At 67.5% G+C, this 13,486-nt stretch carries 12 protein-coding genes; 9 read left to right on the top strand and 3 right to left on the bottom strand.

Annotated elements, in window-relative coordinates; genetic code table 11:
• The first annotated feature begins 54 nt into the window (after nt 1-54).
• From dxr to NL241_RS13745, 6 genes are all read left to right on the top strand, one after another.
• On the top strand, nt 55-1,218 hold the full coding sequence (gene dxr / locus NL241_RS13720; RefSeq protein ID WP_494397821.1) for a 1-deoxy-D-xylulose-5-phosphate reductoisomerase: 1,164 nt from the start codon (nt 55-57) through the stop codon (nt 1,216-1,218).
• Entirely contained in the window at nt 1,215-2,435 is a 1,221-nt protein-coding gene (locus NL241_RS13725; protein WP_494397822.1) for a M50 family metallopeptidase, read from the top strand. The genes dxr and NL241_RS13725 overlap by 4 nt, the downstream gene beginning before the upstream one ends.
• Nucleotides 2,436-2,463: 28 nt before the next feature.
• Nucleotides 2,464-3,621, top strand: a complete 1,158-nt coding sequence (ispG, locus tag NL241_RS13730; RefSeq protein ID WP_487689281.1) for a flavodoxin-dependent (E)-4-hydroxy-3-methylbut-2-enyl-diphosphate synthase — start codon at nt 2,464-2,466, stop codon at nt 3,619-3,621.
• A 48-nt stretch (nt 3,622-3,669) separates the two neighbouring features.
• Nucleotides 3,670-4,524: a GNAT family N-acetyltransferase gene (locus tag NL241_RS13735; protein ID WP_487689283.1), complete on the top strand. Its 855-nt coding sequence runs from the start codon at nt 3,670-3,672 to the stop codon at nt 4,522-4,524.
• 134 nt (nt 4,525-4,658) lie between these two features.
• Nucleotides 4,659-6,473 carry a penicillin-binding transpeptidase domain-containing protein gene (locus NL241_RS13740; RefSeq protein ID WP_494397823.1) on the top strand — a complete coding sequence of 605 codons (1,815 nt, stop codon included), beginning with the start codon at nt 4,659-4,661 and terminating at the stop codon, nt 6,471-6,473.
• A gap of 21 nt (nt 6,474-6,494) precedes the next feature.
• Nucleotides 6,495-7,076 (top strand): DUF1707 SHOCT-like domain-containing protein, encoded by a 582-nt coding sequence (locus tag NL241_RS13745; RefSeq protein ID WP_487689287.1) that lies wholly within the window; start codon nt 6,495-6,497, stop codon nt 7,074-7,076.
• On the opposite strand, the gene NL241_RS13750 is transcribed toward NL241_RS13745, so the two are convergent.
• Nucleotides 7,073-7,432: a PaaI family thioesterase gene (locus NL241_RS13750; RefSeq protein ID WP_487689404.1), complete on the bottom strand. Its 360-nt coding sequence runs from the start codon at nt 7,430-7,432 to the stop codon at nt 7,073-7,075. The genes NL241_RS13745 and NL241_RS13750 overlap by 4 nt on opposite strands.
• A gap of 80 nt (nt 7,433-7,512) precedes the next feature.
• On the opposite strand from NL241_RS13750, the gene map reads away from it, so the two are divergent.
• The 3 genes from map to NL241_RS13765 all read left to right on the top strand — a co-directional run bounded on the left by map (nt 7,513) and on the right by NL241_RS13765 (nt 9,728).
• On the top strand, nt 7,513-8,373 hold the full coding sequence (map, locus tag NL241_RS13755) for a type I methionyl aminopeptidase (RefSeq protein ID WP_487689289.1): 861 nt from the start codon (nt 7,513-7,515) through the stop codon (nt 8,371-8,373).
• 48 nt (nt 8,374-8,421) lie between these two features.
• Nucleotides 8,422-9,090 carry a hypothetical protein gene (locus NL241_RS13760; protein ID WP_487689291.1) on the top strand — a complete coding sequence of 223 codons (669 nt, stop codon included), beginning with the start codon at nt 8,422-8,424 and terminating at the stop codon, nt 9,088-9,090.
• 71 nt (nt 9,091-9,161) lie between these two features.
• Nucleotides 9,162-9,728: an alpha/beta hydrolase gene (locus NL241_RS13765; protein ID WP_487689293.1), complete on the top strand. Its 567-nt coding sequence runs from the start codon at nt 9,162-9,164 to the stop codon at nt 9,726-9,728.
• Nucleotides 9,729-9,792: 64 nt separating this feature from the next.
• Here the strand turns inward: NL241_RS13765 and ngg are convergent, their stop codons facing one another.
• Together ngg and NL241_RS13775 are read right to left on the bottom strand one after the other, a co-directional pair.
• Nucleotides 9,793-11,559 (bottom strand): N-acetylglutaminylglutamine synthetase, encoded by a 1,767-nt coding sequence (ngg, locus tag NL241_RS13770; RefSeq protein ID WP_494398308.1) that lies wholly within the window; start codon nt 11,557-11,559, stop codon nt 9,793-9,795.
• An 8-nt stretch (nt 11,560-11,567) separates the two neighbouring features.
• Nucleotides 11,568-13,373 carry an N-acetylglutaminylglutamine amidotransferase gene (locus NL241_RS13775; RefSeq protein WP_494397824.1) on the bottom strand — a complete coding sequence of 602 codons (1,806 nt, stop codon included), beginning with the start codon at nt 13,371-13,373 and terminating at the stop codon, nt 11,568-11,570.
• Nucleotides 13,374-13,486: the final 113 nt, after the last annotated feature.

Here is a 13,486-nt window from a genome sequence, read left to right on the forward strand (position 1 = left end):
CCGTTTCCGTCGAGGCAGGAACGCCGGTTTGCACCGGCGCGGCACAATAGTGCGGTGGTAACCAACCGCCTGCGGGTTCTGATCCTCGGCAGCACCGGGTCCATCGGAACCCAGGCGCTCGAGGTCATCGCTGCCAACCCGGACCGATTCGAGGTCGTCGGCCTGGCAGCCGGCGGCGGCAACCCGGACCTGCTGGCGCAGCAGGCGCAGCAGACCGGAGTGAGCAACGTCGCGGTCGCAGACCCGGACTCGGTCGTCGAGGCGGCGTACCGCGGACCGGACGCGGCCACTCACATCGTCGAGAACACCGAGGCCGACGTGGTGCTCAACGCACTGGTCGGCGCCCTGGGTCTCAAGCCGACCCTGGCTGCCCTGCACAGCGGCGCCCGGTTGGCGCTGGCCAACAAGGAATCGCTGATCGCCGGTGGCCCGCTGGTGCTCAAGGCGGCCGCCCTCGGCCAGATCGTGCCGGTGGACTCCGAACACTCCGCGCTGGCGCAATGCCTGCGTGGTGGCACCGCCGACGAAGTCGCCAGCCTGGTGCTGACCGCCTCCGGCGGGCCGTTCCGTGGTTGGCGCGCCGAGGCCCTGGAGGCCGTCACACCCGAACAGGCCGGCGCCCACCCCACCTGGTCGATGGGCCCGATGAACACCTTGAACTCGGCCTCGCTGGTGAACAAGGGTCTGGAGTTGATCGAAACGCACCTGCTGTTCGGTATCCCGTACGACCGGATCGAAGTGGTGGTGCATCCGCAGTCGATCGTGCACTCGATGGTCACCTTCTGCGACGGGTCCACGCTGGCTCAGGCCAGCCCGCCGGACATGAAACTGCCGATCGCGCTGGCGCTGGGCTGGCCCGCCCGTGTCCCCGGCGCCGCGTCGGCCTGCGACTGGACCACCGCTTCCACCTGGGAGTTCGAGCCGGTGGACAACGCCGTGTTCCCCGCGGTGGACCTGGCCCGGCACGCCGGCACCGTCGGCGGTTGCATGACGGCGGTGTACAACGCCGCCAACGAAGAAGCCGCCGAGGCGTTCCTCGCCGGTCGCATCTCGTTTCCGTCGATCGTGCGAACGGTGAGTGACGTGCTGCACGCCGCGGATCAATGGGCAGCCGAACCGGCTACCGTGGACGATGTACTCGACGCGCAACGCTGGGCACGGCAAGCCGCTCAAGCCCAGATGGAGCGCGTCTCACGGAAGGTCCTCACCACAGAATGATGTTTGCGTTAGGCATCGTGCTGTTCGCACTGGCCATCCTGGTGTCAGTGGCGCTGCACGAATGCGGACACATGTGGGTGGCGCGCGCCACCGGAATGAAGGTGCGTCGCTATTTCGTGGGTTTCGGGCCCACGCTGTGGTCGACGTGGCGGCCCAACCGCCTCGGTGAGACCGAGTACGGCATCAAAGCGATACCCCTGGGCGGCTTCTGCGATATCGCCGGTATGACCTCGGTCGAGGAACTGTCACCCGAAGACCGCCGGTACGCGATGTACAAGCAGAAGACGTGGAAACGGGTCGCGGTGCTGTTCGCCGGGCCCGGTATGAATTTCATCATCGGCCTGGTGCTGATCTATGCCATCGCCGTCATCTGGGGTCTGCCCAACCTGCACCCGCCCACCACCGCGATCGTCGGCCAAACCGCTTGTGTGGCACCCGAAGTCACACGCGGCGAACTGGGGGAGTGCACGGGTACCGGTCCGGCCGCGCAGGCCGGCATCCAGGCCGGCGACACCATCGTCAAGGTGGGCGACACCCCCGTCGCCAACTTCGACGAGATGGTGACCGCGGTCCGCGACCTCAAGGCGCCCACCACCTTCGTGGTGGAACGCGACGGGCAGAGTTTCAGCACCGTCGTCGACGTCACGCAGACCCAGCGCATCACCGGCACTGACGGCGCTGAGCAGACCATCGAGGTCGGCGCCATCGGTGTCAGCGCCGCGCAGTTCGGCCCCACCCACTACAACCCGCTCTCGGCGGTACCGGCGACGTTCGCGTTCACCGGGGACCTCGCCGTCGAACTGGGCAAGTCGCTGGCCCAGATCCCGACCAAGGTGGGTGCGCTGGTGGATGCCATCGGCGGCGGCGAGCGTGACCCCGAGACCCCGATCAGCGTGGTCGGGGCCTCGATCATCGGCGGCGACACCGTGGACGCGGGCCTGTGGGTGGCGTTCTGGTTCTTCCTGGCGCAGCTGAACTTCGTGCTGGGCGCGGTGAACCTGGTTCCGCTGTTGCCGTTCGACGGCGGGCACATCGCGATCGCGGTGTACGAGAAGATCCGCAACATGTTGCGCACGGCGCGCGGCAAGGTGGCCGCCGCCCCCGTCAACTACCTCAAGCTGATGCCTGCCACGTACGTAGTCTTGGTGGTGGTGGTCGGCTACATGCTGCTGACCGTGACCGCAGATCTGGTCAACCCGATCAGGCTGTTCCAGTAGTCGGTCGTACTGAGAAAAGGAAGAGTTGATGACCTCCATCGGCTTGGGTATGCCGGCAGCCCCGGCGCCCACGCTTGCCCCGCGGCGCAAGACGCGTCAGTTGATGGTGGGCGACGTCGGCATCGGCAGTGATCATCCGATCGCCGTGCAGTCGATGTGCACCACCAAAACCCACGACATCAATTCCACGCTGCAGCAGATCGCCGAACTCACCGCCTCCGGCTGCGACATCGTGCGCGTGGCCTGCCCGCGTCAGGAAGATGCGGATGCGTTGCCGGTGATCGCCAAGAAGGCGAACATCCCGGTGATCGCCGACATCCACTTCCAGCCCAAGTACATCTTCGCCGCCATCGATGCGGGGTGTGCGGCGGTGCGGGTCAACCCCGGCAACATCAAGGAGTTCGACGGCCGGGTCAAGGAGGTGGCCAAGGCCGCCGGGGACGCCGGCATCCCGATCCGGATCGGTGTCAACGCCGGCTCCCTGGATCCGCGGCTGTTGAAGAAGTACGGCAAGGCCACCCCGGAAGCGCTCGTCGAGTCCGCGTTGTGGGAAGCCTCGCTGTTCGAGGAGCACGGCTTCGGCGATATCAAGATCAGCGTCAAGCACAACGATCCGGTGATCATGGTGGCCGCCTACGAGCAACTGGCCGCGCAGTGCGATTACCCGCTGCACCTCGGCGTCACCGAGGCCGGCCCGGCCTTCCAAGGCACCATCAAGTCCGCCGTCGCGTTCGGTGCGCTGCTGAGTAAAGGCATCGGCGACACCATCCGCGTCTCGCTGTCCGCGCCGCCGGTCGAGGAGATCAAGGTCGGCAACCAGATCCTGGAATCGCTGAACCTGCGTCCGCGCGGCCTGGAGATCGTGTCGTGCCCGTCCTGCGGGCGCGCCCAGGTCGACGTCTACACCCTGGCCAACGAGGTGACCGCCGGACTGGAGGGCATGAACGTCCCGCTGCGCGTCGCCGTCATGGGCTGTGTGGTGAACGGCCCCGGCGAGGCCCGTGAGGCCGATCTTGGCGTGGCTTCCGGAAATGGCAAGGGGCAGATCTTCGTCCGGGGTGAGGTCATCAAGACCGTGCCCGAGGCGCAGATCGTCGAGACGCTGATCGAAGAGGCACTGCGAATCGCCGAGGAACGCGGTGATGAGCTAACTACCACCGGTCCGCCGGTGGTGACCGTAAGCTAGAGGCGGTTGGCGGCTATCCGGGGGCCGCTGTCTTGAGAAAGAGTCCTCATGTCGGCTCCACCTCTGTTTCGTCTGGTCGACGAGCGGCGGGTGTCTGTGGTGCGCGACGCCGCGGCCGTCAACCGGGTGTTCGACGACGACCCGGTGGGCTCCTGCATGGTCGCGGCCCGGGTCGCCGACCACGGTATCGACGCGGGCGCCATCGGCGGTGAGTTGTGGACGCGGCGACGGGCCGAGGAGTCCCTCTGTTACGCCGGTGCCAACCTGATCCCGCTGCGCGGTTCGGCAGCCGACCTGCACGCGTTCGCCGACAAAGCGATGAGCAGTGCCCGCCGCTGCTCGTCTCTGGTGGGTCGCGCCGAGTTGGTGATGCCGATGTGGCAGCGCCTCGAAAGTGCTTGGGGCCCAGCCCGCGACGTCCGCGATGAGCAACCGCTGCTGGCGCTGGCCGCCGCGCCGTCGTCGCCGATCGATCCTCTGGTGCGACGGGTGCGCATCGATGAGCTGGACGCTTACCTGGTCGCGGCCATCGACATGTTCATCGGCGAGGTGGGCATCGACCCCCGAATCGGTGATGGCGGCCGCGGGTATCGGCGCCGGGTGGCCGGGCTGATTGCCGCCGGCCGGGCCTGGGCCCGTTTCGAGCACGGTGAGGTGGTGTTCAAGGCCGAGGTGGGCTCGCAGTCGCCGAGCGTCGGCCAGATCCAGGGTGTCTGGGTGCATCCCGAGCGGCGGGGCCAGGGCTTGGGTGCGGCGGGTACCGCAGCGTTGGCGGCGGCGGTGGTGGCAGGTGGCCGGGTGGCCAGCCTGTATGTGAACAACTACAACACCGTGGCCCGCGCTGCCTATGCGCGTGTGGGTTTCACCGAGGTGGGCACGTTCGCCACCGTGCTGCTCGACTGACTCGGGTTTGATACTGCGCTGACGCCGGTGTTCGGGCGTGATTTCCGGGCGTGCACGCAGCCTCGACGAAACCTCGCGACACCACCGGTGTGCCTCCCCGGCGGCGGTGCATCCCCGCCCTAACATCAGCCTCAATGGTCACAAATGGATCACTAGTAACACGCGTAACGGCAACGTTGGCCGTCGCGACGCTCGGCATCGGGCTCACCGCGTGCACGCCGCGCCCGGACGGACCCACCCCCGCGGCCGAACGCTTCTTCGCCGCGCTGGCCACCGGCGACACCACCGGCGCCTCGCAGTTCACCGACAAGCCCGACGAAGCCCGCGCTGCCCTCAACGACGCGTGGGGCGGGCTGCAAGCCCAACACCTCGACGCCCAGATCACCGGGGCCAAGTACACCGAGGACATCGGTAGCGTGAACTACCGGTACACGTGGCACCTACCCAAGGGCCGTATCTGGACCTATGACGGCCAGCTGAACATGGTGCGCGACGAGGGACAGTGGGAAGTGCGTTGGGCGGCAACCGGTTTGCACCCCAAGCTCGGGGAGAACCAGTCGCTGCAGCTGAGGTCCGACCCGCCGCGGCGAGCCTCGGTCAACGAACTCGGCGGCTCCGACGTCCTGGTGCCCGGCAACCTGTACCACTATCAGCTCGACGCCGCCAAGGCCGGCCGCGACCTGATGAACACCGCACGACTGGTCACCGACGCTCTGCGCCCGTTCAACAACACCCTGGATCCCCAGCGCCTCGCCGAGGAGGCCAGCTCGACCGCCGGGGCGCTGAGCCTCGGCACGCTGAACAAGGCCGACAACGACCGGGTGGCCCCGGCCATCGGCCAGCTGCCGGGCGTCGTGATCACTCCGCAGGCGGACCTGCTGCCGACGGACCCGAGCTTCGCTCCCGCGATCATCAACGAGGTCAAGAAGGCCGTCGTCGACGAACTCGACGGCGATGCCGGCTGGCGGGTGGTCAGCGTCAACCAGAACGGTGTCGACGTCGACATCTTCAACGAGGTGGTGCCGTCACCCGCCCCGTCGATCTCCATCACCCTGGACCGGGCGGTGCAGGACGCCGCGCAGAACGCCGTCAACGGCCAGGGGATGAAGGCCATGCTGGTGGTGCTCAAGCCGTCGACGGGGGAGATCCTCGCGGTGGCCCAGAACGCCGCCGCCGACGCTGACGGACCGGTCGCCGCCACGGGTCAGTATCCGCCGGGGTCGACGTTCAAGATCGTCACCGCGGGTGCGGCGATGGACCGCGATATGGCCTCACCCAATACGCTGCTGGGCTGCCCGGGCACTGCCGAGATCGGGCACCGCATCGTGCCCAACTACGGCGGTTTCGACCTCGGTGTGGTGCCACTGTCGCGGGCGTTCGCCAGCTCCTGCAACACCACCTTCGCCGAGTTGGCCAGCCGCATGCCGCGCGACGGGTTGACGGTGGCGGCGGCTCAGTACGGGCTGGGGCAGGACTACGAGATCGAGGGCCTGACCACCTTCACCGGCTCTGTACCCCCGACGGTGAACCTCACCGAGCGCATCGAGGACGGCTTCGGCCAGGGCAAGGTGTTGGCGAGCCCATTCGGGATGGCGCTCGTCGCGGCCACCGTCGCCTCCGGTAAGACGCCGGTGCCGCACCTGATCGTCGGGCACGAAACCAAGGTCACGGGCGAGGCCAGGCCGATCAGCCCCGAACTGCTCGACGGGCTGCGGTCGATGATGCGGCTGGTGATCACCAACGGCACCGCCAAGGATCTGGCCGACGCCGGGATGATCTACGGAAAGACCGGTGAGGCCGAGTTCGCCGGCGGTTCGCATTCGTGGTTTGCCGGTTACCGCGGCGACATGGCCTTCGCGTCGCTGATCGTCGGCGGCGGGAGTTCGGAGTACGCGGTGCGGATGACCCGGCAGATGCTCGACAGTCTCCCGGGCGACTACCTGACCTGAGCGGTACCGTTGAAGTCGGCCATGACTGGAATCGACGAACACACCACCGCGATGCGTGTCTCCGACGCGGACCGCAACGGAACGCTGCGCCGGCTGCACAATGCGGTGGCCCTCGGGCTGATCGACATCGGGGAGTTCGAGGAGCGCTCCGCCCAGGTCTCGGCGGCCCGTCTGCAGTCCGAACTCGACGTCCTGGTCGGTGACCTCCCGGGCCCCGGTGCCATCGTCACCTCCGTCGCCGACCGCGTGGAACTGCGCGGCGTCCTGGGCTCGCTGAAACGCCACGGCGAATGGACCGTGCCGACCCGGCTGGCGCTGGTACGGCGGATGGGGTCGGTGGACCTGGACCTGACCCGGGCGCGGTTCGGCGGCCCGATCGTCGTCATCGAACTCGACCTGCGTATGGGCGGGCTGGATCTTCGGCTGCCCGACGGAGCCAGCGCCTCCATCGACGACGTCGAGGTGATCGTCGGCAGCGCCCACGACCACCGCAAAGACGCACCCGCCGAAGGCAATCCGCATGTGATCCTCACCGGCAAGGTGGTGTGCGGCGGGGTGGACATCCGCGGCCCACGCAAAGGCTGGCGACGGCGTAACGGCTAGGTGTCGCGCCGGTCCAGCACCGCAAAACTCAGCGTGGCTCGCGCGGCCAACCGGTCGCGGCCGGCGTCGGTGACGTCGACTGCGGTCACGATGATTCTCTTCCCGGCCCGCACCACGGTGGCCACCGCACGGGCCGGCCCCTGCACCACCGGGGCCAGGAAGTGCACTGTCATGTCGGCGGTGGTGACGTCCTGATGGTCACCCACCAGATCACCGGCCAGCCTGCCCGCCGCGATGTCGATCATCGTCGCGACCAGGCCTCCCTGGAGTGCGCCGCGGCGGTTGGCCAGATCCGGGCGGTTGTCGACCTCGAGAACCAGGCGATCGGTACCGACCTCGATGTCGCGGAAGCCCATTTGATCAAGCATGTGCACTCCCGCACGGTATCAGCATTCTCTTCTTACGAGATGAACGTTCTCCCCGCTACCCTGACCTCATGGCTGTACGCACTGCTCTTCGTTCCGGTGAGGTTTCCCCGACGCTGCCGGTGCCCAAATCGATCCCGCGCCCCGAGTACGCCTGGAAGCCGACGGCCAAAGAGGGCAGCGAACCGTGGGTGCAGACGCCCGAGGTGATCGAGAAGATGCGGGTGGCCGGACGGATCGCCGCGGCGGCTCTTGCCGAAGCCGGTAAGGCCGTGGCTCCCGGTGTGACCACCGATCACCTGGACCGGGTGGCGCACGAGTACATGATCGACCACGGCGCATACCCGTCGACCCTGGGCTACAAGGGTTTCCCGAAGTCGTGCTGCACATCGCTGAACGAGATCATCTGCCACGGCATCCCGGACTCCACCGTCATCGAGGATGGCGACATCGTCAACATCGATGTGACGGCCTACATCGACGGTGTGCACGGTGACACCAACGCCACCTTCCTGGCCGGCGACGTGTCCGAGGAGCACCGGCTGCTCGTCGAGCGCACCCATGAGGCGACCATGCGCGCCATCAGGGCGGTCAAGCCGGGACGGCAACTGTCGGCGGTCGGGCGCGTCATCGAGTCGTATGCAAACCGCTTCGGCTACAACGTGGTTCGCGATTTCACCGGCCACGGCATCGGCGAGACCTTCCACAACGGACTGGTGGTGCTGCATTATGACCAGCCCGCCGTCGAGACCGTCCTGGAACCAGGCATGACCTTCACCATCGAACCGATGATCAACCTGGGCTCGCTGGACTACGAGATCTGGAGCGACGGTTGGACGGTCGCCACCAAGGACAAACGCTGGACCGCACAGTTCGAGCACACCCTGGTGGTCACCGACGACGGCGCCGACATCCTGACGCTGGCGCCCTGACCTGGTGAGCAGCCGGGCTGCCCGCCATGGCGCCGGTAGCCTGAAGCGGTGACCCGCCGCAACAGCGCCGTCCTCGCCTGTCTCACCCTGGTGATGGTCCTGGTGTCGTCCTGCAGCACCGTGGTCGCAGGCACCCCCACATGGCCCGGGGCCACCCTGGAGAAGGTGGTGTTGACCGCCCCGGACTTCCCCGAGGGCGTGCGCTACGACCGGATCACCTTCGAACCCGGCCGGCCGGACGGAGCAGGCGGACCGCCGGCCATGCTGTCCAAGCCGGCCGGCTGCTCCGACGGCCTGACCAATGTCATCGCGAAATCGGCTCAACGCGGGCCGGGCAGCGCTGTGCAGTACAGCGCAACCTACGACGGGGCGCGGATCGTCATGACCGTCCTCTCCTGGCATCTGGATCTCGACGCGCTGGCCCAGACCGCGGAGAGATGCGCCGAGTTCCAGACGTTCTTCGACCCCAGCTCGGCCGGCATTCCGATGACCACGGAGAAGCTGCCATCCGATGACGGCAGCTTGGTGTACCAGCAGACGATGGATCTCGGCGGTACCGAGAGCAGCATGTTCATGGCGTTCGCCAACGTCGGCCCGATGGCCATGTTCGGATTGAGCATGCCGACCCCCAATCCCGACATCAGCGTCAAAGCGTCTCTGCCACAGACGTTTCTGGACGTGGTGAAGAAGCAGTCCGAGCGCATCGCCGCGGCCTGATTCGCTCTGAGAGGAATCTCAAAGCCGGCGAAACTACGCCCCGCCGGCGTGTTGCCCTGTAGCGTGGCGCAATGCCCGCGACGATGATCCCGACCGTCGAGGGCTTCGCCATCCCCGTTGACATCTCCGGACCGCAGAAAGGGCCGGTGGTGGTTCTGCTGGCGGCCGCCGACCTGGCCACCGCCGCCTATGACGGGGTGTGCGCCCGCCTCCACACTGCCAACCTGCGGACGGTGGTGGTGGGGGCCGACACCCGATTGTCGGCGAAGTCGGTCCTCGGAGTGCTCGACGTCATCGGGGTGCGCTGGGCGGTGCTGGTCGGCGACCGGGCTGGGGCCGACTTGGCCTGGGAACTGGCCGCATCGCGCCTGGACCGCTTCACCGCGCTGATCGTCATCGATCGCGGGCACCCGCGGGTGCCGGACAAAACCGGGACGGTCCGCGACCCGGACTGCCCCGCGGTGGAGGTGAACACCACCGTGCTGGTGAGTTCGTCGGCGGCACGGGCGAATGCCCGCGCGAGCCAGCGGTTCGTCTATGGCGACTTCCGGATGGTCGACATGATCACCCGGCGCAATGCCCACGAGGGGACCGCCCAGTTGGCTGCCGAGATCGTGCTCCGCAGTAGTACCTGGTAGCGCAAGCGCTCACTCCGGTGCGTGCTGGGTCTGACTGGCACGCACGCGTCGTTCGCGCAAGCGCTCACTCCGGTGCGTGCTCCGGCGTCCAGGCCTGGGGCAGTCCCGGCTGACCCGGGAACAAGAAGTCGATGAACGCCGCCGCGGTGGGCTGGGGTTCGTGGTTGGCCAGCCCGGGGCGCTCGTTGGCCTCGACGAACACATATTCCTCGCCGGTCACATCAGGCACCAGCAGGTCGATACCGGTGACCGGGATGCCGATGGCCGCGGCCGCGACGACCGCCACCCGGCACAGTTCCGGGTTCACCTCGGCGGTGACATCGTGAATGGTGCCGCCCTGATGCAGGTTGGCGGTGTTGCGCACCCGCAGACGGGTGCCCTCCGGCAGCACGTCATCAAACGACCAGCCGGCCTCGGCAACCGTGGACTTGGTGACCTCGTCGATGGGGATCACCGATTCGCCTCCGGTGGCCGCGGCGCGCCTACGGCTCTGGGCCTCGATGAGTTCGCCGACGGTGTGCTTACCGGTCCCGATGATCTCCGCGGGCTTGCGCAGCGCGGCGGCCACCACCTTGCCGTCGATGACCACCAGTCGCAGGTCGTCGCCGGGAGCGCGCTGTTCGATCAGCACCTCGGGGTGTTGTTCACGCGCCCGGGCCAGGGCGCTGTCGAGTTCCTCGTCGCTGGAGATCCCCACCGTGATCCCTTTGCCCTGCTCACCCCGGGTGGGTTTGACCACGACGTCGCCCACCTCGGCGAAGAACTCGTGATCACCGGAGTCGAAGGTGGCCAGCCGGCCACGCGGAACCACGACACCCGCCTCGCTGACGATGCGCCGGGTCAGCCGCTTGTCATCGCAGCGGCTCATGGCCACCGCAGAGGTGTACTCCGACAAGGATTCTCGGGTGATGACACTGCGCCCGCCATGCGACAGCCGCACCTCGCCGGTTTCGGCGTCGAGCACCTCCACGTGGATCCCGCGCCGCATCGCCTCGTCGGCGATGATCCGGGCATAGGGATTGAGGTCATCGACCGTCTCCGGCGCGGGCGTGAACAACGGTTCGTTGATCGCGTTCTTACGCTTGATCGCCAGCACCGGGACTCGCTGGAAACCGAGCTTTTCGTACAACCCGATCGCGGCGTTGTTGTCATGCGCCACAGACAGATCCATGTACGCGCGACCTCGCTCGGCGAAGATCGCGGCCAGCGCGCGGGTGAGCGTTTCCCCGACACCGGGCACGTTGGCGGCCGGGTCGACAGCCAACGTCCACAAGCTCGAACCCTGTTCGGGGTCAGAGAACAGCAGTTCGTGGTCGACGCCGGTGACGGTACCGATCACGGTGTCGTCGTCATCGCGCACCGCGACCAGGTATTCGACGGCGCCGGCGTGCTGATGGTTGTCCCAGATGAGCTCGGTGGGAGCGGGAACCATGCCGCAGCGCACGTAGACCCGGTTCATCGCGTCGGCGTCAGCGACGCTGCGCAGCGGTCGCACGGTGATCGCAACCGGCGGCCGCGTCGACTCCAGTGTGTCTCCGGTGAACCGGAGTCGGTAGGTGTGGCTCGGGTCGATGAAGAGTTCGTGTGGTGCCATCGCCACCAGCACGTGGGACTCGCGAGCGTAGATGCAGATGTCGCGGCGGCCGGGGCCTTCGCGGCGCAGCGCCTCGGCCAGTTCGGCGGGATCGGCGAACGTCTGGCCGAAAATGAGTCTGCCCCAACCGAGTTCGAGTTCCACATTGTTGGCCATGGCGTCGACGAGATGCTGGGGCGAGGCGTCGTGCAGGCCGAGGGTGATCGCTTCGGTGGGGTCGGACTCGGGCTGACTCATCGTCGCGCTCACGCCGCCGGTCCCGAGATCCCGTGCTTCTGCAGCCACAGCTCCAAGAGTGCGATCTGCCAGAGTTCGTTGCCGCGCAACGGGGTCAGCCTGCCGTTGGGGTCGGCCAGCAATCGGTCCACCGCGTCAGGACGGAACAGATCCCGTTCCTTGGCGGCGGGGGCGAACAGTGCGTCACGCACCATCTCGAGATAGGGGCCCTCGAGGTGGGTCAGGGCCGGCACCGGGAAATAACCCTTGGGCCGGTCTATCACCTCGGACGGAATCACCTTGCGCGCAGCCTGTTTCAGTACACCCTTGCCCTCATGGGCGGTCTTGAGCTCGGGTGGGCACGTGGCGGCCAGCTCCACCAGTTCGTGGTCCAGGAAGGGCACCCGGCCCTCCAGGCCCCACGCCATCGTCATGTTGTCGACCCGCTTGACCGGATCGTCGACCAGCATGACGGTGGTGTCCAACCGCAGCGCGCGGTCCACACCGGTGGCGGCGCCCGGGGCGCCGAAGTGCTCGGTGACGAACTGACCGCTCGGGTCGCCCTCGGCGGCGAACGCGGCCGTGATCAAAGCGCCGACGCCGGCGGTGTCGCGGTCGAAGAACGCCGAACGGTAGGCGGCCACCGAGCCGTCCAGGGAGGCCGCGGCGGGTTCGCCCATCGGGGGATACCAGTGGTAGCCGGCGAACACCTCGTCGGCGCCCTGGCCCGACTGCACCACCTTGACGTGCTTGGAGACCTCCTGGCTCAGCAGGAAGAAGGCCACGCAGTCGTGGCTCACCATCGGCTCGCTCATCGCTCCGATGGTGTCGTTGAGCGCGGGCAGCATGCGGGCGGTGTCGATCCGGATCTGGTGATGGTCGGTACCGAACCGCTTCGCGACGATGTCGGAGTACTTGAATTCGTCGCCGGCCACACCGTTGACCGACTCGAAACCGATGGAGAACGTCTTGAGGCCGTGCTGGCCGGCCTCGGCGAGCAGCCCGACGATCAGGCTCGAGTCGACACCGCCCGAGAGCAGGCAGCCCACTGGGACGTCAGCCACCAGGCGACGCTTGACGGCAAGCCGCAGCGACTCCAGAACGGCGTCTTCCCAATCGTTTTCGGTCCAGTCCGCACGGTCTTCGCGGCGCGAGAAATCCGGCGTCCAATAGGTGGTCGCGACCCGGCGGCCGTCGGGCTCGATGGCCAGCAGTGAGGCCGGCGGCAGTTTGCGGACGCCGCGCAGGATGGTCAGCGGCGGCGGCACGACGGAGTGGAAGCTCAGGTAGTGGTTCAGCGCCACCGGATCGATGCGGGTGTCGACCCCGCCACCGGCCAGCAGGGCGGGCAACGACGAGGCGAACCGGATTCGGTGGGCGTCTTCGGTGATGTAGAGGGGTTTGATGCCGAGGCGGTCGCGTCCCAGCAGCACCCGGCCACTGTTGCGCTCGACGATGGCGAAGGCGAACATGCCCTTCAGGTGGTCGACGAACCGGTCACCCCAGTGGTGGTAACCCTTGAGCAGGACCTCGGTGTCGCTGTGGGAGAAGAAGCGGTAGCCGTGGCCGACGAGCTCGTCGCGCAGCTCTTCGTAGTTGTAGATGCACCCGTTCCAGGCGACCGACAACCCGAGTTCGGAATCCACCATCGGCTGGGCGCCGGCTTCGGAGAGGTCGATGATCTTCAGGCGACGGTGCCCGAGCGCGACCCTGCCTTGCGACCACACTCCTGCCGAGTCTGGCCCGCGGGGGACCATGACCTCGGCCATCGCGGCGACGGCACTGATATCTGGGGTTTTTCCGTCGAGGCGTACCTCGCCGGTGGCTCCACACACGTGTTCGACCCTACTCTGTCGGCTTCCGCTGCGTCTGCCGCGCGTCGGCGCCCGGCGACGAAAGGATTTACCCAGCGGAAAGACGGCCAAACCCGGGCGAGACCCCCATCACA

This window comes from Mycolicibacterium sp. SMGY-1XX (assembly GCF_059132455.1).